17 protein-coding genes and 1 riboswitch are annotated in these 21,930 nt (G+C 36.2%); of the genes, 13 read left to right on the forward strand and 4 right to left on the reverse strand.

Going from position 1 to position 21,930, the window contains the following annotated elements:
* Window positions 1-80: 80 nt before the first annotated feature.
* From AB3K24_RS04835 to AB3K24_RS04880, 10 genes are all read left to right on the forward strand, one after another.
* Window positions 81-1,079: an AI-2E family transporter gene (locus AB3K24_RS04835; RefSeq protein ID WP_367974068.1), complete on the forward strand. Its 999-nt coding sequence runs from the start codon at window positions 81-83 to the stop codon at window positions 1,077-1,079.
* A gap of 137 nt (window positions 1,080-1,216) precedes the next feature.
* Window positions 1,217-1,360, forward strand: a riboswitch (FMN riboswitch).
* A 119-nt stretch (window positions 1,361-1,479) separates the two neighbouring features.
* Complete coding sequence (gene ribD / locus AB3K24_RS04840) at window positions 1,480-2,523, forward strand: bifunctional diaminohydroxyphosphoribosylaminopyrimidine deaminase/5-amino-6-(5-phosphoribosylamino)uracil reductase RibD (protein WP_367974069.1); 1,044 nt, start codon at window positions 1,480-1,482, stop codon at window positions 2,521-2,523.
* A complete protein-coding gene (locus AB3K24_RS04845; protein WP_367974070.1) occupies window positions 2,508-3,104 on the forward strand; it encodes a riboflavin synthase in 597 nt (198 codons plus the stop codon). The genes ribD and AB3K24_RS04845 overlap by 16 nt, the downstream gene beginning before the upstream one ends.
* Window positions 3,097-4,290, forward strand: a complete 1,194-nt coding sequence (ribB, locus tag AB3K24_RS04850) for a 3,4-dihydroxy-2-butanone-4-phosphate synthase (RefSeq protein ID WP_367974071.1) — start codon at window positions 3,097-3,099, stop codon at window positions 4,288-4,290. Before AB3K24_RS04845 ends, ribB begins: the two co-directional genes overlap by 8 nt.
* Window positions 4,291-4,304: 14 nt before the next feature.
* Window positions 4,305-4,781 carry a 6,7-dimethyl-8-ribityllumazine synthase gene (gene ribH, locus AB3K24_RS04855; RefSeq protein ID WP_367974072.1) on the forward strand — a complete coding sequence of 159 codons (477 nt, stop codon included), beginning with the start codon at window positions 4,305-4,307 and terminating at the stop codon, window positions 4,779-4,781.
* 125 nt (window positions 4,782-4,906) lie between these two features.
* Complete coding sequence (locus AB3K24_RS04860; protein WP_367974073.1) at window positions 4,907-5,827, forward strand: aldo/keto reductase; 921 nt, start codon at window positions 4,907-4,909, stop codon at window positions 5,825-5,827.
* Window positions 5,828-6,140: 313 nt separating this feature from the next.
* The gene (locus AB3K24_RS04865; RefSeq protein WP_367974074.1) at window positions 6,141-8,780 is read left to right on the forward strand and encodes a cation-translocating P-type ATPase; all 2,640 of its coding nucleotides are present in this window, start codon (window positions 6,141-6,143) and stop codon (window positions 8,778-8,780) included.
* Window positions 8,781-8,972: 192 nt separating this feature from the next.
* Entirely contained in the window at window positions 8,973-10,295 is a 1,323-nt protein-coding gene (locus tag AB3K24_RS04870) for a Y-family DNA polymerase (RefSeq protein WP_367974075.1), read from the forward strand.
* On the forward strand, window positions 10,288-10,659 hold the full coding sequence (locus AB3K24_RS04875; protein WP_367974076.1) for a hypothetical protein: 372 nt from the start codon (window positions 10,288-10,290) through the stop codon (window positions 10,657-10,659). Before AB3K24_RS04870 ends, AB3K24_RS04875 begins: the two co-directional genes overlap by 8 nt.
* Window positions 10,656-10,913: a hypothetical protein gene (locus AB3K24_RS04880; RefSeq protein ID WP_367974077.1), complete on the forward strand. Its 258-nt coding sequence runs from the start codon at window positions 10,656-10,658 to the stop codon at window positions 10,911-10,913. Before AB3K24_RS04875 ends, AB3K24_RS04880 begins: the two co-directional genes overlap by 4 nt.
* 12 nt (window positions 10,914-10,925) lie before the next feature.
* On the opposite strand, the gene AB3K24_RS04885 is transcribed toward AB3K24_RS04880, so the two are convergent.
* Window positions 10,926-11,579, reverse strand: a complete 654-nt coding sequence (locus AB3K24_RS04885; RefSeq protein ID WP_367974078.1) for an Rgg family transcriptional regulator — start codon at window positions 11,577-11,579, stop codon at window positions 10,926-10,928.
* Window positions 11,509-11,766: a helix-turn-helix domain-containing protein gene (locus AB3K24_RS04890; RefSeq protein ID WP_367974079.1), complete on the reverse strand. Its 258-nt coding sequence runs from the start codon at window positions 11,764-11,766 to the stop codon at window positions 11,509-11,511. Before AB3K24_RS04890 ends, AB3K24_RS04885 begins: the two co-directional genes overlap by 71 nt.
* Before the next feature lie 154 nt (window positions 11,767-11,920).
* On the opposite strand from AB3K24_RS04890, the gene AB3K24_RS04895 reads away from it, so the two are divergent.
* Entirely contained in the window at window positions 11,921-16,531 is a 4,611-nt protein-coding gene (locus tag AB3K24_RS04895) for a glycoside hydrolase family 70 protein (protein WP_367974080.1), read from the forward strand.
* A gap of 182 nt (window positions 16,532-16,713) precedes the next feature.
* Here AB3K24_RS04895 and AB3K24_RS04900 read toward each other — a convergent pair whose 3' ends face one another.
* Window positions 16,714-17,685 (reverse strand): LacI family DNA-binding transcriptional regulator, encoded by a 972-nt coding sequence (locus AB3K24_RS04900; protein ID WP_367974081.1) that lies wholly within the window; start codon window positions 17,683-17,685, stop codon window positions 16,714-16,716.
* Between the two features lie 130 nt (window positions 17,686-17,815).
* On the reverse strand, window positions 17,816-18,595 hold the full coding sequence (locus tag AB3K24_RS04905; protein ID WP_367974082.1) for an SDR family oxidoreductase: 780 nt from the start codon (window positions 18,593-18,595) through the stop codon (window positions 17,816-17,818).
* Window positions 18,596-18,786: 191 nt separating this feature from the next.
* Here AB3K24_RS04905 and AB3K24_RS04910 point away from each other — a divergent pair, with 191 nt between their 5' ends.
* Both AB3K24_RS04910 and AB3K24_RS04915 read left to right on the forward strand, forming a co-directional pair.
* On the forward strand, window positions 18,787-20,118 hold the full coding sequence (locus AB3K24_RS04910) for a gluconate:H+ symporter (protein WP_367974083.1): 1,332 nt from the start codon (window positions 18,787-18,789) through the stop codon (window positions 20,116-20,118).
* 92 nt (window positions 20,119-20,210) lie between these two features.
* Window positions 20,211-21,176 (forward strand): Gfo/Idh/MocA family protein, encoded by a 966-nt coding sequence (locus tag AB3K24_RS04915; RefSeq protein WP_367974084.1) that lies wholly within the window; start codon window positions 20,211-20,213, stop codon window positions 21,174-21,176.
* Window positions 21,177-21,930 lie beyond the last annotated feature (754 nt).

Below are 21,930 nucleotides of genomic sequence, written 5' to 3' on the forward strand. Positions count from 1 at the left end.
TAATGTCTGAAACGTTTTTATATTGTCTGACTTATCTTTGCCATTTCGTATATAATAAATGATATAGAGGGGGGCGTACAATGAATTCATTTATGTCTTGGCGTCAGAGTCAGCTGTATCGTTATTTTGTGTTAGCAGTTATTATTGTATTGATTGTTTTTTTGAAACAATTTATGTCATTATTACTACTCACAATTATTTTTTCATATTTAGCAATTAATGCTGGCAAACGGGTGTCCGCAATTTTAAAAACATCACGTGCATTGTCGATTGCAATCGTTTATATTTTGGCAATAACTTTGATCGTATTAGCCATTAATCATGGTGCGGCAACGGTGATCCATCAAGTGAGAAGTATGGTGGTACTGGCAACGGACACTAGCTGGCATACCAATAGTTTCCTAAGAGAGATATACAAAAACGTACATCAATATACGAATGTCTTAAATACTGATCAGCTTATTTCAAAGGGGATTACACATTTAAATCAAGTGGGTCATGTGTTATATGAGCTCGTTTTAGCGTTGCTATTTAGTTTCATATTTAGCATGACCTATCCACAGTTAAAATCCTGGTCAATGCACTTCTTACATAGTCCATATAACAAATTTTTTGGTGAATTTTATATTATTATTCATCGCTTTATTGTTATATTAGGTAGATTGTTCGAAGTACAACTCATGATTGGTGTGATCAATACAGCAGTAATGGTAGCTGTCCTAGCCTTTTTAAAGTTTCCATACCTACTAGGTTTTACAATTTTGATATTTATTTTGGGCTTGATTCCAGTTTTTGGTGTCATTATTTCATTGGTGCCATTGACAATTACTGCATTTATCATCGGAAATTGGCATACAGTCTTGATTATATTAATAGCTGTCGCATGTGTTCATTTTCTTGAATCCTATTTCTTACATCCACACTTTATGTCGCAACGCACGCACATGCCGGTATTAGTTATTTTACTGAACTTGATTATTATGGAAAAGATATTTGGCGTTTGGGGATTGGTGGTAGGATTACCAATTTTGACATTTCTACTTGATTTTTTCAGAATTCAAAAATTTAACAGCCAATGATTGCAAGTTTAAAAATACATGTTGAAGCGACCCCCTGAATTAGAAAAATATAATTCAGGGGGTCGCTTCATGTTGTCAAAAGACATGTTTTTTATTGACAGGATATTTTTAAAATGTTAGTCTTAACTTGTTAAATAATTAATCTTCGGGGCAGGGTGTAATTCCCGACCGACGGTGATGGTAGCTTGCTACCTCAGTCCGTGACCTGCGTTTTTATTAACGTGGTTGACACAGTTAGATTCTGTGACCGACAGTTAAAGTCTGGATGGGAGAAGATTTTGAAATTTCTTGGTATTGCTCACAATATCTGGTCTTTTTGAATTGATCTTAATACTTTGACCCCCGATGTATTCTTATGATACATCGGGGTTTTTTGTTCTGAAAAAATAGGAGGTAAAAGATGAATGATTTAACATTAATGTCACTAGCTGCAGAATATGCTGCTAAAGCACGACCAGAAAACACATTTGAAAATCCAAGAGTTGGCGCAATTATTGTCAAAAATGATCAAATTTTGTCTACTGGTTTTCATAAGGCATATGGCATGCCACATGCTGAAATAGACGCTTTTAATCACTTAAGGGATAAAGACTCAGTTGTTGGGGCAACAATGTATGTTACTTTGGAACCTTGTGCGGTGAGAGGTAAGGTCGGTTCATGTGCTGAAGAAATTAAGCAGTGGCAGTTATCCCGCATTGTGATTGGTGCTAGTGATCCTAATCCAACAACGCATGGAAAAGGGATTGCACTGCTTCGTCAGGCTGGTATTCAGGTAGACATTTTAAACACGCAAGATAGTATACGTCTAAATCCTGCCTTTCATCATTATTTTCAACAAAATGAGTCCTATGTACAATTGAAACTAGCACAGTCTCACAATGAACGCGTGACTGTAGCACCAAATGTGCAAACAAAAATAACAAACCAAGTTGCTGACGTAGAAATACATCGACAGCGTGGGTCTAAAAGTGCGATTCTTGTTGGTAGCGAGACGGTGATTGTTGACGCACCTAGCTTGAATGTGAGATATATTAGTATCACACATCGACAACCATTACGCGTGGTGATTGATCGACGTGGCCGTTTGATAAACAATCAATTAATTAACAAACAAGGTTGGTTAGTTTATACAGAAAATCAAGCATTTTCTGAAAGAGAGCCGAATGCTGTATTAATGACAGCGGGATTACCTGGCATTTTAAAGGATTTAAAAAACAGAAATATGCAATCAATTATGGTAGAAGGTGGGCCAACCATGATTAAATCATTTTTAAAATTAAATTTGTGGCATCAGTTTATTATGTATACCTCGGAACAATTATTACCTGATAATGGTGTTAATGGCTTGCATTTAGATCAAGTGCCCGATCATACGTCATATGTTGGCAATACTAAAAAAACAGTTTACATTAACCATAGGAGACCGTCATGTTTACAGGAATAACACAAACAACTGGTACGATAACACAAAAAAAGTCACGTTCTGACAATAAATTATGTTTACGCATTAAAACTGATGGGCCTTATTTCAGTGATAGTCAGCTTGGTGATAGCATTATGATTGACGGTGTGTGTTTAACTATTGTGTCATGTCATGCTAGTTGGGCGCAATTTGATATCATGTTACCCACATGCGACGCCACAATAATTAAAGCTTATCAGTTAGATCAAGTTGTTAATCTCGAGAAAGCAATGTTAGCATCAGATAGGATTAATGGTCATATTGTTTTGGGCCATGTTGATGGTACTGCTGAAGTGGTTGATCAACAGATGATTGAAGAGACAACGCTATTGACCATTAAACCAAAAGATGATAATTTAATGAATCAAATTGTTTCTAAAGGGGCAATAGCTATTTTGGGCGTCAGTTTGACTGTTGTTCAAGCGACTCAAAATACCTTCACAATTGGGTTAATTCCATATACCCTGACACATACTAATTTAAGTAACATCCAAATAGGTCAGGTTGTCAATATTGAAACTGATATTTTAGCAAAATATATTAGTGGGGGAAAAAATGATTAACGAGTCGATAAACAATGTACGTCAAGCAATAACAGCGTTAAAACAAGGTGAGTTAATCATTTTAACAGACGATCAAAATCGCGAACATGAGGGAGACTTAGTTGGTTTAGCCTCTTTTGTGACGCCCGAAAAAATTAATGACGCTTTATCACTCGCAAGAGGCGTTTTGGCAGTGCCGATGACACGAGAACGTGCTAAATCGTTATCTTTATCACAGATGACAAGTAACAATTCTGAAAAATTTAGGACAAAATTTACTGTTAGTGTTGATCATGTAGACAGTAAAACTGGTGTTTCTGCATATGAAAGAGCAAATACAATTAAACAACTGGCTAATTTAAGCACAACATCGCTTAATTTTGAAACGCCGGGACATATCTTTCCGCTTGTAGCTGAAGATGATGATGTCTTAACAAGGCAAGGTCATACTGAAGGTGCGGTAGCGCTTGCACAAATTGCTGGGGTACCGCCGGTCGCTTTTATTATTGAAATTCTAGATCAAGATGGGCACATGGCACTTGAACCAGCACTGACCGAATTAGCCAATAAAAATCACTTACTCCAATTATCTATAGCAGACATTGTAACTTATCGCCGCCACGAAGAAGCCCAGCTTGTTAAGGCGGGTGTAACAGTTCACTTACCTACAAACGACGGTGATTTTGACCTCACAGAATATAATGTAGGACAAGTTGAGCCAGATTTATTAATTAGAAGTCGTCGCACTGTGGCTGATGTACCGTTAGTGAGATTACATTCAGCATGTGCAACAGGTGATCTATTTAGTTCACAACGTTGTGACTGCGGTGCACAATTACAGCAATCACTGCAAATGATTGGCCAACAAGGTGGCGCGTTATTGTATCTACGTCAAGAAGGACGCGGTATTGGTTTACATGAAAAATTACGTAGTTATGTGTTACAAGAAAACGCTTATGACACATATGATGCAAATATTTATCTTAATCATCAACCTGATGAACGAAAATACGCAACTGCAGCAGCAGTTTTGAAAGCTGCTGGCTTACTAAAAATTCGGTTGTTAACAAATAATCCGGAAAAAATACAAAAATTACACGACTATGGCATTGAAGTTGCAGCACATGTGCCACTCATAACTGGAATAAATGATATCAATAAAGCATATATGATAACTAAAAAAACAAAATTCGACCATATGTTATAAGGAAAGGTTTACGAATGATTTATACAGGAAATTTAACAAACCATAGTGATCGGCGCATTGCAATTATTATCAGTCGATTTAACGCGCTCATTACAGAACAATTATTACGAGGAGCGCAAGAAACATTACAAATGCACGGTGTACAAAAAGAAAATGTGAGTGTGTTTTGGGTACCAGGTGCTTTTGAAATTCCACTGATTGCGAAAAAAATTGGACAGACAAGTCAATTTGATGGCATTATAACATTAGGGGCAGTTATTAAAGGGGAAACATCACATTATGATTTAGTTATTCATGCTGCAACAAATGGTATTAGCAATGTGAGTCTAAAGACCAACGTCCCGATTGTTTTTGGTGTATTGACTACCGATACATTAGAGCAAGCACAACATCGTTCTGGCGCCAAATCTGGTAACATTGGTGCAGATGTGACAACGAGTTTGCTGGAAACTTTAAGCATATGTGATCAAATCGGTCATATGAAAAATTAAAATAGTGTGAACGATAGATCACGAATTCACATAGCGAAATAATAACAATATTATGAGCAAATTACCAACTCAAAATGTCACTTTGTTATATAATGGCAATTGTAGGGACTAACTAGGAGGATATCATGCTAATTAATCAAAGTAATGGAACGACAATTGACGATAAGGCAGCTAAATTAGGTATTGGTACCAACAAAGTTGGCGGTCATAATTTATTTGATAATTTAAATGATCAAGATGGCTACGATGTTATTAAAGAGGCGCTTGATTCTGGTATTAGTATGCTTGATACGGCGTATATGTATGGGTTAGGTCGTTCTGAAGAAATCATCGGAGAAGTCATCAAGCATTACCCGAGAGAAAATATCAAAATAGCGACAAAAGCAGCGCAAGATCCAGACAACAATTTAGTGCCAAATAATGATCCCGTCTTTTTAAAAAAGGCAGTGGCAGACGCTTTAATTAGATTGCAAACAGATTATATTGATATTTTTTATATTCATTTTCCGGATGATAAGACACCAAAAGATAAGGCAGTGGCGGCTTTAAATGAATTAAAACAAGCAGGTAAAATCCGTGCGATTGGCGTTTCTAATTTTAGCGTAGAGCAGGTAAAAGAAGCTAATAAAAATGGGCAAGTTGATTATGTTGAAGATCACTATAATCTCATTGCGCGTCAGGCAGAGCGTGTTTTATGGCCCTACTTAAAAGAAAAACATATCAAATTCGTCCCTTATTTTCCATTGGCATCTGGTTTATTGACAGGAAAATATACAATTAATGATAGCCACAAGTTTAAAAACGTTACAAGTGAACAATTCAAAATCATTATGTCAGCATTGGCAGAGGTGGCGATTATTGCCAAAAATCACGAAGCAACAATAGCACAAATAATCTTAGCATGGTATATCAAAAATCCTGAAATAAGTGTTGTTATTCCGGGTGCTAGGACGCCTAGCCAGGTAGCTAGCAACGTTGCAGCTTTGACAGTTGATTTATCTGAAATCGAGTATCAAGAAATCGACAATTTTTTTAACAAATTTTAACTTGAAATTAATTTGCACGAATACGAATAAATGAAGTAACTCTGTAAATTTGGCGTTTTTATTCAAATTTATAGGGTTTTTTTATGGGTATAAAAGATAGATTGCGTTAATTATGTTACAATATATATAACAGATTAATTAAATAACCCCCATAATTAATCTGTTTTTTCATTTTTTTATCATTTAAAGATGTCGTTGCTGAGATTAACAGCAAAAAAATGTTGATAATATTTTTTCTGTGCGCATATCATCATTTTGAACACGTTAATTTTGTAGCTGCATCTAAATTATTGAAATTTAAGGAGAATTTTAAATGACAGCATACCGCAAAGGTATTAAAGAAACAATCGCATCACAGGGCATTGATGTACAAGAAGGATTAAGTGAGGAACAGGTGCGTGCTAGCCGCGAAACGTCTGGCAGTAACGTGTTTGTTACAAAAAAGAAGGAACCATTGTGGCACAAAATCCTAATTAGTTTAAAAGACGTTGCAACGATTATATTATTGATTGCTGCGGTTATTTCATTTGTGGCGACATACATAGAAGGTACAGGGCACTATTTTGAAAGCTTGCTAATTATTGGCATTGTTGTCATTAATTCATTTCTTTCTATTTTTCAAGAAGGAAAAGCTGAAAATTCGCTGGCAGCTTTACATAATTTAAATCGGACACAGGTTAAAGTTTTACGAAACGGTGAGACAGATCTTATTGACGCAGATGATGTTGTTTTAGGCGATGTGTTAATCATTGATAATGGTAGCGCAATCGTAGCTGATGCCCGTTTGATTGAAGCGGTTGAATTGCAGGCAGAAGAATCTGCATTAACAGGGGAAAGTCTACCTGTTGAAAAGGATGCTAATGCAACCTTTGGTGCTGATGCTGAGGTGAGTTTAGGTGAACGTGTGACGATGGTATATCGTGGTACGACAATTGTCAACGGTCATGGTAAGGCTATTGTCACGGCCGTCGGCATGCAAACAGAGATGGGGACAATTGCTGGTCTCCTTAATGCTGAAAATGGGACACCATTAACGCCACTACAACGACGGTTGATTCAATTGGGCAAAAATATTTCTTGGGTTGCTATTGGTGCGGCATTGGTTGTTTTAGTGCTTGGTATCGTTCAAGGAATGGATTTACAACACATTTTCTTAACTGCCATATCATTAGCCGTTGCGGTTGTCCCTGAAACGTTAGCTGTTATTGTGACAATGACATTAGCTTTGGGTGTGCAAAGAATCGCACAAAAACACGCAATTATTCGACGGTTACCGGCTGTTGAAATATTGGGAACGACAAATGTTATTGCGTCTGATAAAACTGGGACATTAACACAAAATAAAATGACTGTTCGTAAAGTGTGGCAAAATGAACAAAATCATTTGAGTGAAACAAATGAACCTTTAGATGCACAAGCCATAGAAGTTTTGTCACTAGCAGCTATTTCGACAAATGTGTCAATTAAAAAAAGTGATGGGCAAACTATATATGATGGTTTGCCAACTGAAGTAGCCTTAGTGCGTGCTATCGCAGAGGATACACCACGTGATATGTTACTGGATAAATATCCACTTGTAGACCAGATACCGTTTAACTCAACAAAGAAGCGAATGACAACAGTTCACAAACGTCCTGAAGGTGGCTATATTGCTATTACGAAGGGGGCATTTGATGTTTTGTTACCTATGTTGAAACAGGGTAATGTGGCACAGGCCGAAAAAATTAATACGACCTTTGGTCGTGAAGCTTTACGTGTCTTAACGATTGCTAAACAAACATTTGATGTGATGCCAGAAAATCCAACCCAGGCATTTTATGAGCAAAACTTAACCCTAGTGGGGTTGGTTGGTATTATTGATCCACCACGACCAGAATCAGCTTTAGCTGTTGAAAAAGCGCGTCTCGCCGGGGTTAAAACAATTATGATCACGGGTGATCATGTTGAAACAGCCAGTGCGATTGCTTCTGAAATAGGTATTTTACATGAGGGTGATCAAACAATTACGGGTTCAGAATTGGCCAAGTTATCTGATCAAGAACTTGATGAAAATATTAAAGCATATACTGTTTATGCGCGTGTCACACCAACTGATAAAATTAGAATTATCAAATCATGGCAGCGACAAGATGCCACTATTGCCATGACTGGTGATGGTGTTAATGATGCACCTGCATTAAAAGCAGCCAATGTTGGTATTTCTATGGGTGAGACAGGTACGGATGTTGCGCGTGACGCATCGGATATTATTCTCACAGATGATAATTTTGCAACGATTGTTGACGCTATTTCAGAAGGACGTGGCGTATATATCAAAATCCGAAAAACTATTAACTTCTTATTGAGTGCGAATATATCAGAAATAATAGTGATTTTAATTGCAATGCTCCTAGGATGGGGATCGCCACTGTTGCCGGTACATTTATTGTTTATTAATTTAGTGTCTGATGGTTTACCAGGATTTGCTTTGAGCCGTGAGCCGATACTAACAAATGTCATGAATGAACCACCAATGCCTAAAAAAACTAACTTATTTGCACAAGGACTTGGGCGACAAATAGCTATCAATGCTACGCTATTTGCAATTGTGACATTAATAGCTATTTGGATTGGTCAAAATGTGGTCTTGGGTGGTTTAGCAGCCAATGAACAAGTAGGGCAAACACTAGCATTTATTGTCTTGTCAATGACGTCTATTATTCATGTTTTTAATATTCGTTCAGAAAAATCGTTATTTTCGATTAAATACAACGCCAATCCAGGATTAATAAATATGGCTATATTGGCAGCAGCTATCACATTGGTAGTATCATTACTGCCTGTTACACAAGTCTTGTTTGGACTAACAGCAGTTTCATTAGGACATTGGATAATCATTATTATTTTATCGTTAACACCAACGGTTATTCTTGAAGTTTTGAAACGTGTACAACCAACGTTGTTTAAAGTATAAAACAGTATGCGCTGGATTTTTGTCACAGTGATCTAATATAACATTATTTATAAGTTAAAAACGACGTATCTATTATTTTGATAGATATATCGTTTTTTTAATTTTGTATCAATTAGAGTGCAACGACTTGCTAAATAGAACGTTTGTTCGTATAATTAAGTATACAAATACACAATACTTTGAGGCATATCAATGACTAAATCAAAAATAACTGAATATGATTATAGTGAAGAAAAACGTCGTGTCATTTTTTTAATTGATTCGAAGAGTTTTTACGCTAGTGTGGAAAGTGTTGAACTTGGCATGAACCCGTTGCAGTCTTTGCTGGTAGTCATGTCAGAACAAGAAAATACTAATGGTGGCCTTGTACTAGCCGCGTCTCCCTTAGCTAAGAAAAGGTTGGGTATTAGTAACGTGACACGACAACGTGATGTGCCTAATGTGCCAGGTTTGATAAAAGTACCGCCACGTATGAATCTGTACATTGCTGAGAATTTACGCATTAATAATATCTATCGTCAATACACAGCGGACAACATGTTATTACCTTATTCGATAGATGAATCTATTTTGGATATGACAGATACTTGGGCGTTTTTTGGTAACACACCAGAAAAAGTGGCATTAAAAATACAAAAGCAGGTACGCTCAGAAACTGGTATTTATCTCACGGTAGGTATTGGTGATTCACCAGTATTAGCTAAACTTGCCTTAGATATTGAAGCGAAACACGCGAAAAATTTAACTGGTATTTGGCATTATGAAGATGTGCCAGACAAATTATGGCCAATAACAAAATTACATGATGTCTGGAGTATTGGATCCAAAACGGCCAATAAATTAGAAAAGATGGGTATTCATTCGATGTATGATTTGGCACATCAAGATCCTTATTCATTTCGTGACAAAATGGGTTTAATGGGCGAACAACTTTATGCGCTGTCATGGGGCGTTGATCGATCCAATTTGGCTGACGTAATAACTACACAAAGTAAATCTTATAGTAACTCACAAGTTTTACCACGAGACTATTACAAAAAAGAAGAAATCGAAATTGTTGTGCGCGAAATGACAGATCAGGTTGCCACACGTATTCGTGCTCATAATAAGAATGTTTGCTTAGTCAGTCTTTTTATTGGTTATTCGTTTGATGAGAGTAAAAAACAGGGCGCACATGGCGTCAAAAAACAGCAACGTATTGAACCGACTAATAATACAAAAATTCTCATGACGGTTATGGTAAAATTATTTGAAAAACATTGGCATGGTGAAGTCATCCGTCATATTGGTATTGATTTCGGCGATATAATCGCAGATTTTGGCCTTCAAATGGACTTATTTCAGCAACCAGAACGGGTCGTACAAGATAAAAAAATAGATCAAGTTGTTGATGACCTGAGACAACGTTTTGGTACTATGTCAATCATGCGAGCCATGTCAAAGGAAAAAGGTGGCACGGCAATTAATCGCGCCGGACTTGTTGGCGGACATAATGGTGGGAATACTTATGACTAATAATAGGGACTTCAGCCGCATCGTTAATAATTATTTTAAAAATGATTACCGTGAACGGGGCAAGATGAAGTGGCAGGGCTTCTTTTTGTCTGATCACACGTCATCACTTAAAAAAGATGATAACCAGCGTATAACCGTAACAAAAAAATTACCTCGTATCCCATTGAGCGAGGTACAAAATATGTTACGCTCGGCTGCAGAAAACTATAAAAAAGTTACTGTGCAACAAAATATAAAAGATTTAGAAGGGCATATGGTGCCAAACGTCTCTGGTGTCGTTATGGGATTTTCGGATAACGGTGTCTATATCAATCAAAAATATATTGCGTTTCAAAACATACGAACGGTGGTTGAAAAATCATGACACAAATTGATGATATTGTATCAGATATTCAGCAACTATTTAAAAAGCAAACCAACACGATTTATGCAGTTCGAATTATTAATCAAATCTATTCTAAAAAAGTTAATATATTTTTCGAGTACTATAAACTCGGTCAAGCCACTCATACGCAGCAAATAGCGCAATTAGATGACAGTTATCGTTTAAAAATACCTGAAATAGCTAAAAAAATTCGGCATGAAACAAAGCTAACAGTTCATACTAATATTACTTAACGCATGATAGGATTAATTAATCTTATCATGCGTTAATATATGATCAAATAGGGATTTAGTCTTATTAAGGTGCAGACGTTTAATAATATTATAAGCGTCATTAATTTTTTGAGTATTATTTTCAAAAACACCTTGCAAAAATAATAACCAAGTTTGAAATTCAAAGTCCTGTTGGTCGAATGTTAAATGTCTAATTTTATTTAGCAGGTCACGCGTTAGGGTGTAATTATGTTGTACAATAGTCGCTTCCAAAATCATAATTAATACAGGTGCTACCATACGAGAGGTACTAGTAGACATTTTCCCCTCAATATATTGACTAATAATATCAATAATATAAGGTTTTATGTGTTCAACGCTTATCATATTCATAATAAAAAAAAGTAAGCAAAGATCATAGTATTGCCAGTTTTCAATACCAAAAAAGTAATCTATCAGTTCATTTTGCACAGATGATGGTGCTAATTTAAAATCTAAATGATACCGTGTAGATTGTGCCATTAAAAAGAAATGACGCAATGCAATATCATCTGGACGGTTAGTGGACATTATTTGGATTGAGTTACAAATTTTTGTTATTTTAATCTTATCTTGATCAATATATACTTGCTCTAATTCTATTTTTAACAGCGCTAAGCTGTTTTTTTTTACCAAAAACAGTTTCAAAATAGTCAGAAACGGGAACGTTTAAAACATCACAAATTTGTTGTAGTGCACGATCAGTAGGTGACGTGAGACCATTTTCTATTCGAGATATCATGGATTGAGATCCTATTAACTCACCTAATTCATTTTGAGAAATCCCTCTTAATTTCCTTATTTTTCTAATAATTGACCTGTTGTTAACTGCCATTAGTGCTCCCTATGTTTAATATTCATTTATGCATATTCTGAGAATAACTCTTTCATTAGTGTATATTGAAAAGGTTGATTGTGTCAATCAGGAAGTATGCCATAGTCTCTGATTGACACAAACAACGAAATAATTTTTTTGGAGAAAAATGAACATGGGAAATCAAGAAACAGCGTGTCGAAAAAAGTTATATAAATCAGGTAAATTATGGGTCACTGCGGGGGTCTCATTAATTATTGGTTTAGGTTTGTCGGTACAACAAGTTAATGCTGATACAACGCAAAGCGTTGCCACGACACAAGTAAAAACCGTACCGGATAATACGCAAACAGTAGCACCTACTGTGCCGGTAGCTCAAACAGGGTTAAGTACTGTGCAAGATGTACCTGTTCTTGGGACTCAAACAAACACGGTAACAGATACGCCTCAAAATACCGCAAATACTAATGATACAACGTCTCCGGTTGCCAATGATTTATCAGGTAAAGATACGGCTTCAGTTACTAATGACAAAGCGAATGTTCAAGATTCAGGAAATTCTGTTGCTAATCAAAGTCAGAGCCATGATAACAATGCCAATACAGTACCAGAAAAGGATAACCTCCCAGTTAATACATCTAATAAAGATGATGTGAAGACGGATACAATTGGGCAACCCGCGACGAATCAAAATATTAGTCAACCACAAAATGATGATCAGGCAGCCAAGAATGATCAAGTGGCAAATGTTCAAAAAAATAATGATGTTGCTAATAAAACTGATAATTCTGTGTCTACAAAAGTACCGACAAATGATCAGGTAAACAAGACAGCAACGGACAATAATCAATCTGCAAAACCAATTGAATCAAATCAATACAATTCTAAAAATATCCAAACAATCGACGGTAAAACATACTATATTGATGACAATGGTCAGGCAAAGAAAAACTTCACCACAGTCGTTGATGGGCAGGTGCTTTATTTCGACAAAGAAACGGGTCTTTTATCACCAACTAATGATTATCAATTCAAGCAAGGACTGACAAGTCAAAATAATAGTTTCACAGCGCATAACGCTGCTGAAACTACTAGCAAAGATAGTTTTACAGCAATTGATGGTTATCTAACAGCTGATAGTTGGTACCGTCCTAAAGATATATTAACGGATGGAAAAAATTGGGAACCGTCATCTGATAAGGATTTTAGACCACTATTAATGAGTTGGTGGCCAGATAAGATGACACAAGTTAATTATCTTAATTACATGAAAAGCATTGGTTTGAGTAATAGTTCAGTTGATTTTTCTGCTAATGATGATCAAAGTACACTAAATCAGGCTGGACAAGATGTACAGGTGAAAATCGAACAAAAAATTAATCAGGAAGGTCAAACCAGTTGGTTACAGCATGATATTTCTGATTTTGTTGATAGCCAATCCAATTGGAACGTTAATAGTGAGTATCCAACAACTGGTGATGATAAAGACCATTTGCAAGGTGGCGCATTGCGGTATGTTAATAGTGATAAAACACCTGATGCAAATTCTGACTATCGCCTTTTAAACCGTACACCTACAAACCAAAAAGGCTACTCATCATATGCTATTGATCCAACACAAGGAGGTTATGATTTTTTATTAGCTAATGATGTTGATAATTCAAATCCCGTTGTTCAGGCAGAACAATTAAATTGGATGTACTATTTATTGAATTTTGGCTCAATTACTAATCAAGATGCCGATGCCAATTTCGATAGTATTCGTGTGGACGCTGTTGATAATGTGGACGCGGACTTACTACAAATTGCCTCAGATTATATGAAGGCTGCTTATGGTGTTGATAAAAATGATGCCACTGCTAACCAACACCTATCAATTCTCGAGGATTGGAGTGATAATGACGCGGCGTACGTTAAGGATCAGGGTAATAATCAATTATCAATGGATAATAAATTGCGTTTAGCGTTAAAATACTCTTTAACAATGCCATTAATTGATCAAGACGGTCATGCCGTTCGAAGCGGCTTAGAACCACTAATTACAAATAGCTTGGTTGATCGCACCACGGATGCAACGAATAATATAGCACAACCTAATTATTCGTTTGTACGGGCACATGATAGTGAAGTACAAACCGTGATTGCTGAAATTATTAAGGAAAAAATTGATGCAAGTTCTGATGGGTTAACACCAACAATAGATCAATTAGAACAAGCCTTTAAAATCTATGACGCTGATCAATTAAAAACAGACAAAGAATTCACACAATTTAACATTCCTAGTACCTATGCCTTGCTATTAACGAATAAAGACACTGTGCCACGCGTTTATTATGGTGATCTATATACTGACGATGGCCAATATATGGCGAACAAATCACCTTATTATGATGCAATTAATACCTTGCTACAGTCGCGATTAAAGTATGTGTCAGGTGGACAAAAAATGTCTATGGCATATATGACGGGTGACAGTAGCATGGATGCGCAAGGTAACCGTGGCTTATTGACATCTGTACGTTATGGCAAAGATGCTATGACAGCAGATGACAAAGGGACTGCTGAGACACGCACACAGGGCCTTGCTGTTATCGAAGGTAACAATCCTGAATTGAAATTAAGTACGACTGATCAGGTTGTTTTAAACATGGGTGCTGCGCATAAAAACCAAGCCTATCGCCCAGCAATATTAACAACCAAGAATGGTATCGTGACATATCTAACCGATGCAGATGTTGACCAATCATTAGTTAAATATACGACCAGTAACGGTGAGCTCGTGTTTAACCAGTCGGACATACAAGGGGTTGCTAATCCACAGGTGTCTGGCTACTTAGCCGTCTGGGTACCTGTAGGCGCTAGCGATATACAAGATGCAAGAACGAGCAGTGACGATGCGCAATCTGTAAAAGATAATAAAACATTACATTCAAACGCTGCATTAGATTCGCAAGTGATGTACGAAGGCTTCTCAAATTTCCAGTACTTTCCAACGACTGAAAGTGAGTATGCAAACGTTATAATTGCCAAAAATACTGATTTATACAAAAGCTGGGGCATTACCAGTTTTGAATTTCCACCACAATATCGATCAAGTACAGAGGGTAGTTTTTTAGATTCAATTGTTCAAAACGGCTACGCTTTTACCGATCGTTATGATCTAGGTTTTAATACACCAACGAAGTATGGCACAGTTGATCAACTACGTGATGCAATCAAATCTTTGCACGCCACAGGAATCAAAGCAATGGCTGATTGGGTGCCAGATCAAATTTATAATCTAACTGGTAAACAAGTTGTGACAGCAGAACGTGTTAATAATTCTGGGGTGTATAATGAAAATTCTGTGATCAATAAAACACTTTACGCAGCTGAAACTGTTGGTGGTGGCGACTATCAAAAACTATATGGTGGCGCATTTCTTGACACGATTAAGTCATTATATCCTTCGTTGTTTACAACAAATCAAATTTCAACAGGTGTGCCAATGGACCCCAGCGAAAAGATACAAGAGTGGTCAGCAAAATACTTTAATGGCAGTAATATACAGGGACGTGGCGCCTATTATGTCTTAAAGGATTGGGCTACTAATGAATATTTCCAAGTGAGTTCGGCGGACAAAAACAATGACTTCTTGCCTAAACAGTTGATGAATGAAATTTCTAACACAGGTTTTACTTCTGATGACAAAGGCATGACATATTTTTCAACAAGTGGCTATCAAGCCAAAGATACATTTATTCAGGATGAAAAATCAAATTGGTATTACTTTGATAAAAGCGGGTACATGCTTTATGGCCTGCAAACTATTAATAATGTCGGTTATTATTTCTTACCTAACGGTATTGAACTACAAGATGCTTATTTGTCAGATAGTCAAGGCAACGTTTATTATTTTAATAAGCAAGGTAAGCAAACTGCTGACGATTATTTCATGGATAGTAATAAAGATTGGCGATATTTTGATAAAAATGGTGTCATGGCCAGAGGTTTGACTACTATTAAGTCACATATACAATATTTTAATCAAGATGGTACGCAAGTTAAAGACAAATTTATCACAGATGTGGACGGTAAATTACGCTACTTTACGTTAGATTCTGGTGATATGCTGACTGATCAATTTAAAGAATTAGCTGACGGCTCATGGGCCTACTTTGGGATTGATGGTTTGGCCGTTAAAGGACAACAGACAATTAAAGGGCAAAATCTTTATTTTGATGATAATTATCACCAAGTTAAAGGGCATGAACAATTAGATAATCAAGGGATACTTCGCTTTTATGATGCGGACTCTGGTGAAATGATAAGTAGCCGTTTTGAAAAGCTATCTAATAACTCATGGGCTTATTTTGATGCTAATGGCCAAGCGGTTAAGGGTTATCAAACAATTAAGGGGCAAAAACTTTATTTTGGTGATGATTCTTACCAAATTAAAGGACATGAGACAGTTAATCAGCAAGGTCAAATACAATTTTATGATGCGAATTCCGGCGAAATGATTACAAATCGTTTTGAAAAACTTTCTGATGGTTCATGGGCTTATTTTGATGCCAATGGCCAAGCAGTTAAGGGTTACCAAACAATTAATGGTCAAAATCTTTACTTTGATGATAATTATCATCAAATAAAAGGTCAAGCAGTTACTGATAAGCAAGGAATAGCACGTTATTATGACGCTAATTCAGGTGCAATGGTGACGGATCATTTTGAAAAATTATCTGATGGTTCATGGCGTTATTTCGGCAATGACGGTACGGCTAAAGTCAGTCAACCGACTGTTTAAAATATGATATTTGTATGACCTCCAAACCGATCGCTTAGACGCAATTATTTTGTCTAAGCGATCGGTTTTTATTATGACAGGTAGTCATCAGTTGAAATTAAAAAACGTAAAGATTTTGTCTTCACGTTTTTAATGGCCAATAAAAACCATAGTTTATTAAAAAATGTCACATTACAATCAGATTATTCGAAACGTGAAGGAATAACTATTTGTTTGATATCAGCAGTATGTTGCTCTGAAAATTGCCGCATTAAAATTTCAGCAGCTGTAGCACCCATAAGGTAAGGAGATTGTTGAATGAATTTGTATTTTGGCGCTAAGTATCTAGGAATATTAGTATCCACAAAACCAGTTATTCTTTGTCGGCTGGTCGGTTCATTCAAAAGATCAGTATTGGCTAATAATTGAATTAATAACCGTTCTTTCAAGACAAATAAAAGATTTTTAGGATTGTTTATATCTATTTCATCGGATAATTCAGACAGATCAAGATGATCTGTATCAACTTCGATAAGTTGGACGTGATCAAAAACCGAGCGTACGCCTGCAATTCTTTCAATGCGTGTTGATATACGATTAACGGGCTCTGTAATGATAGTAACTTTGTTAAAGCCTTCATCTAAAAAACTCGCCATGGCAAATTTTGTTACCTGAAAATTATTCGTGGTGACAGTACTAATTTCGCCATTACCAATGTCTCGATCAATTAGAACGACAGGTGTATCGTTATTCGTAAATTTATCAATCAAATGAGGTTCGGTTGATAATGGTTGTAAAATCAAACCAGCAAAATCTTGATTATAAACGGATTCTAGAAGAGCAGATTCGACTGCTATATCTGAGTTTGAATCAAAAAGCACGCCAATATAGTTTTGCGCGCTCAAAAGAGAGACAATTCCTTTGAAATATTCAGAAGAAAAATATTCATCAATATTTGAGGCAATTACAGCAACTAAATTAGATTTTTGTTTTGCTAACTGAACAGCAGCTGAGTTTCTAACATATGCGGTCTCTTTGATTATTTTTTTTAATTTTACTGCTGTTTTTTCAGACATTTGATTCAATTGGCCATTAAGATAACGGCTAACTGTAGCAGTTGAAACATTTGCTTTAGTAGCGATATCTTTGATCGTTAATTTTTTAATTTTATCCATACTATATAATCCCTACCAATCAAATTAAAGGCTCAGTATTTTAGACATACTCTAAAATACTGAGCCTTTTTCATTCTAGCATTTGCAACTGATATTTACCAATGTTTGTGCTGGTTTTGATATAAAAGACCTATCTTAATAAATAACCGCCATCAACTGGAAGCGTTATGCCGGTAACATAGTCAGAGGCGTGACTAGCCAGAAATACAACTGTTCCCATGAGTTCTTTAGGATTTGCCCAATGTCCAGCTGGAATGTGTTGCAGAATTTCCTTATTTCTTGTTTCATTTTCTTGCAATGCTTTGGTCATTGGTGTATCAATGTATCCTGGTGCAATAGCATTAACCTGAATGTTGTGAACTGCTAATGCGTCTGCGTAAGCTTTAGTTAAACCAACGACGCCATGCTTACTTGCAGTGTAGGGGAAAATATACTTTCCAGCGCGATAGGACTGCATTGAACCAATGTTGATGATTTTTCCGCCACCATTTTCAGACATTAACAGGGCAGCAGCTTTAGAAATGTGATAGACAGCGTTCAAATTCAAATTAATCACTGCATCCCATTCTTCATCTGGAAATTCTTGCCAGTCATGTCTTTTCTGCATCCCTGCATTGTTAACGAGAATGTCTAATGTCTGACTGCTGCTTTTTACAAAATTGATAATCTGATCTGCGGCATCTTTCTTTGTAATATCTAACTTGAGAAAATTAATTGTCTGTCCATAAGATTCAACGATTGCTTTTGTTTCGGTCCAACCATCTTCACTATAAGAAACGACTAAAATATTAGCACCGACTGAACTTAAGGCTTCAGAGTAGTACTGTCCAAGTCCAGATGCACCACCTGTAATTAAAGCTGTTTTGCCAGTGAGACTGAAAGTATTGAGTGAAAAATTTGGTGTTGTCATGTCTTTTCTCCATTATTCTAATGTTAGATCAGGTAAAAAATCCATCATTTACGTAATCGCTTACGTTGAAATCTGTGTACCTGTATGATACTACTATAAAAATAAATACGCAAGTATGGACTTTTAGAAAGAAAACGCTTACAATACAAATATAGCGTAACCGCTTACGTAAAAAACGGAGGAAATGAATCATGCCACTATTAATAACATTAACATTTATTATTTTATTGATATTTATGATTGTTAAGTTGAAATTAAACACCTACATCGCTTTATTGCTTACAGCAGTCCTGTTGGGTGTGTCTTTAGGCATTCCAACAGAAAAATTACCTGCTGTCATTGAAGCTGGTATTGGTTCTCAGTTAGGTCATTTGGCCATTGTCTTTGCTTTAGGAGCCATGATTGGTAAACTGGTTTCAGACACTGGTGGGGGATATCGCATTGCCCAAACCTTAATTAAAAGGTTTGGTGTTAAACAGATTCAGATTGCTGTTGTCATTGCTTCGTTCATTGTTGGTATTGCGCTTTTCTTTGAAGTAGGATTGGTTGTCTTATTACCAATTTTATTTGTTATTGCAAGCGAGTTGAAAATACCATTGTTATATTTAGGTATACCAATGGCCGCTACATTAAACACAGCACATGCTTTCTTACCACCTCATCCAGGTCCAACTGCTATTACAGCAATTTTTAATGCAAATATAGGACAAGTATTGTTAATTGGGGTCATCGTTTCTATTCCAACTGTCATCGTTTCTGGCCTATTGTTTAATTGGGTTTTGCAAAAAGTATACCCTTCGGTGTATCATAAGACGATACCAAATATATTTGGTGATCTGAAAGAATTTAATCTTGATGAGACACCAGGCATTGGTATTAGTGTGGTAACATCAATGATGCCTGTTATTTTAATCGGATTAAGCACAATTATGCAACCATTTTTAGGAGGTAAAAGTATACTAAAAACTGCAGTGTTATTCATTGGTAGTCCAGATATTGCGATGATTTTGTCGCTGCTATTCGCACTTTATACTATGGGTATTAGGCGCAAGCAAACCCTTGACATGTTGAGTGGTAGCTTGACAGATTCTGTCAAGCAAATCGCCATGATGCTCTTGATTATTGGTGGTGGTGGTGCCCTGAAGGAAGTTCTTGTGCAGGGTGGCATATCAGACTATGTTTCTCAAATATTCGCTACAAGCAACTTATCTCCAATATTTGCTGCCTGGTTAATCACTGCTATCATAAGAGTTAGTCTCGGATCATCAACGGTTGCTGGTATAACTGGTGCTGGATTGGTATTACCTATGGTTCAGGCTTCCAGTGTGAACCCAGCCTTAATGGTATTGGCAGTTGGTGCAGGATCAGTGTTTGCAGATCATGTTAATGATGCAGGGTTCTGGATGATCAAAGAATACTTTGGCCTATCTTTAAAAGAAACATTACTATCATGGACGACTTTAACAAGTGTCTTATCTGTTTCAGGTTTAATCTCAGTCTGGTTAGCATCATTCTTTTTCTAGAAACAGGTTTATCACTAATAGTCATGTTTTAGTCAATCAAAGATGCGATATTTTAAGCGTGTTATTAATTTTGTGTTAGAAAGGTAAAAACGATGATATTAAATTGGGCAATAATTGGCACTGGAACGATAGCTAATGAAATGGCGGCATCACTTCTGAAGAAAGATAGGGACATTTATGCAGTATTCGGACGTCACTTGGATAAAACTAAGCAATTCGCTGATAAATATCGTATACAAAAGCAATTTACAAGTTTAAAAGACTTACTTTCAGATAAGCATATTGACGCAGTTTATATTGCAACACCGCATAATACGCATTTTGAGATAGCAAAGCAGGCTTTATTGCATGATAAGCATGTATTGGCAGAAAAAGCCATTGTTATCAATCGAAATGAGCTAGATGAGCTTAGTAATATAGCTCGTGACCGAAACTTAATGATTATGGAAGCCATGACGTTATTGCACATGCCACTCATTAAGAAAGTTAAATCACTAGTTTCAGAAGGAGCATTAGGGCATATTAAGACCATCAATGTTACTTTTGGTAGTCATAAACCTTATGATGTCAAAAACAGATTTTTTAATCCTGATTTAGCGGGTGGGGCGTTACTTGATATTGGTGGGTATGCGTTTACAGCGGCCCGCTACTTCATGTCAGAACAACCAGCCACTATTAGTTCTTTCGTAAATTATTTTGAAACAGGTGTAGATGAGCAATCAGCAACAATTTTAAGTAATTCAAAAAATGAATTAGCTACTATCTCTTTATCCATGCAAGCAAAGCAGCCTAAAGCATTAACGATTTCAGGAACAAAGGGGTATATTCGCGTACTTGAGTTTCCACGTTCACAAGAAGCGACTTGGTATCATACGGAAACAAAGCAGCGCGAGGTGATTACTGCCGGAGACACGGCGGATGCATTAGCATATGAGATTGAAGATTTCGAGAGTGCGATTGACAATCCAAGTCAGATTGAGATTTATAATGATATGACTGCCGATGTATTCAGCATTTTCGAGACTATTCAGGCTGAATGGCAATCTCGAAATTATTGATTAAATAGTTCATTATAGCTCAAACATTGTAGATATTCTTTGGGTTTTTCGTTTTTTATGTATCGTTCGAAGTAATTTATGTTAGCTGTGGACATGGCAAATTTTTTGAAAAATAAGTTGACCGTAAATCTTTCGGAGTGATTAGTAAGTTAGCACGCAAAACTATGAAATAAAGGCGGACATCGTACTGAATGTTATGATAAATTTTACTTTCGATAATATATATTATGTTAACTAAATAACTCCGTGCAAGTCGATTTACGTACGTTTAATCATATAGATTCTTGCATATTATAATTCTATTTTTATGACACATTATGACAACATTTTACTGTCTTTTGTTTATTATTGCTATTTTGTCATATATCATCACTATGTGTACTGACTTGCTTTTTATCTTATTGCATATCTGCCTGTTTTTTACTTGTTTATTATATAAACCATATGTTGGTACATCTGTAATTAAAACAAATGTTGGATTACTAAAAACATCATTATAGAATCTAAGTTGCTAAAGTCCGCCTTTCGATCCCTGTGGTACTGTATATTGAATGTACATAATTTGCGATGGTTTAACTTTACCTTGTTCAACATCTGATACAAATTCATAGTGTGTTGTTGTTTTTTCATATGCAAACTTATCTTTGAGGTGCCGAAGATAGTAATCGATGCCATAGAGTATGAGAGTACAGTAATAATGACAATCCTCGAGGACAATTTCAGGCTCATAAACGACAATTTCAGGTTTAACAAA

The sequence above is a fragment of the Leuconostoc aquikimchii genome (genome assembly GCF_040838325.1).
GTDB lineage: Bacteria > Bacillota > Bacilli > Lactobacillales > Lactobacillaceae > Leuconostoc > Leuconostoc aquikimchii.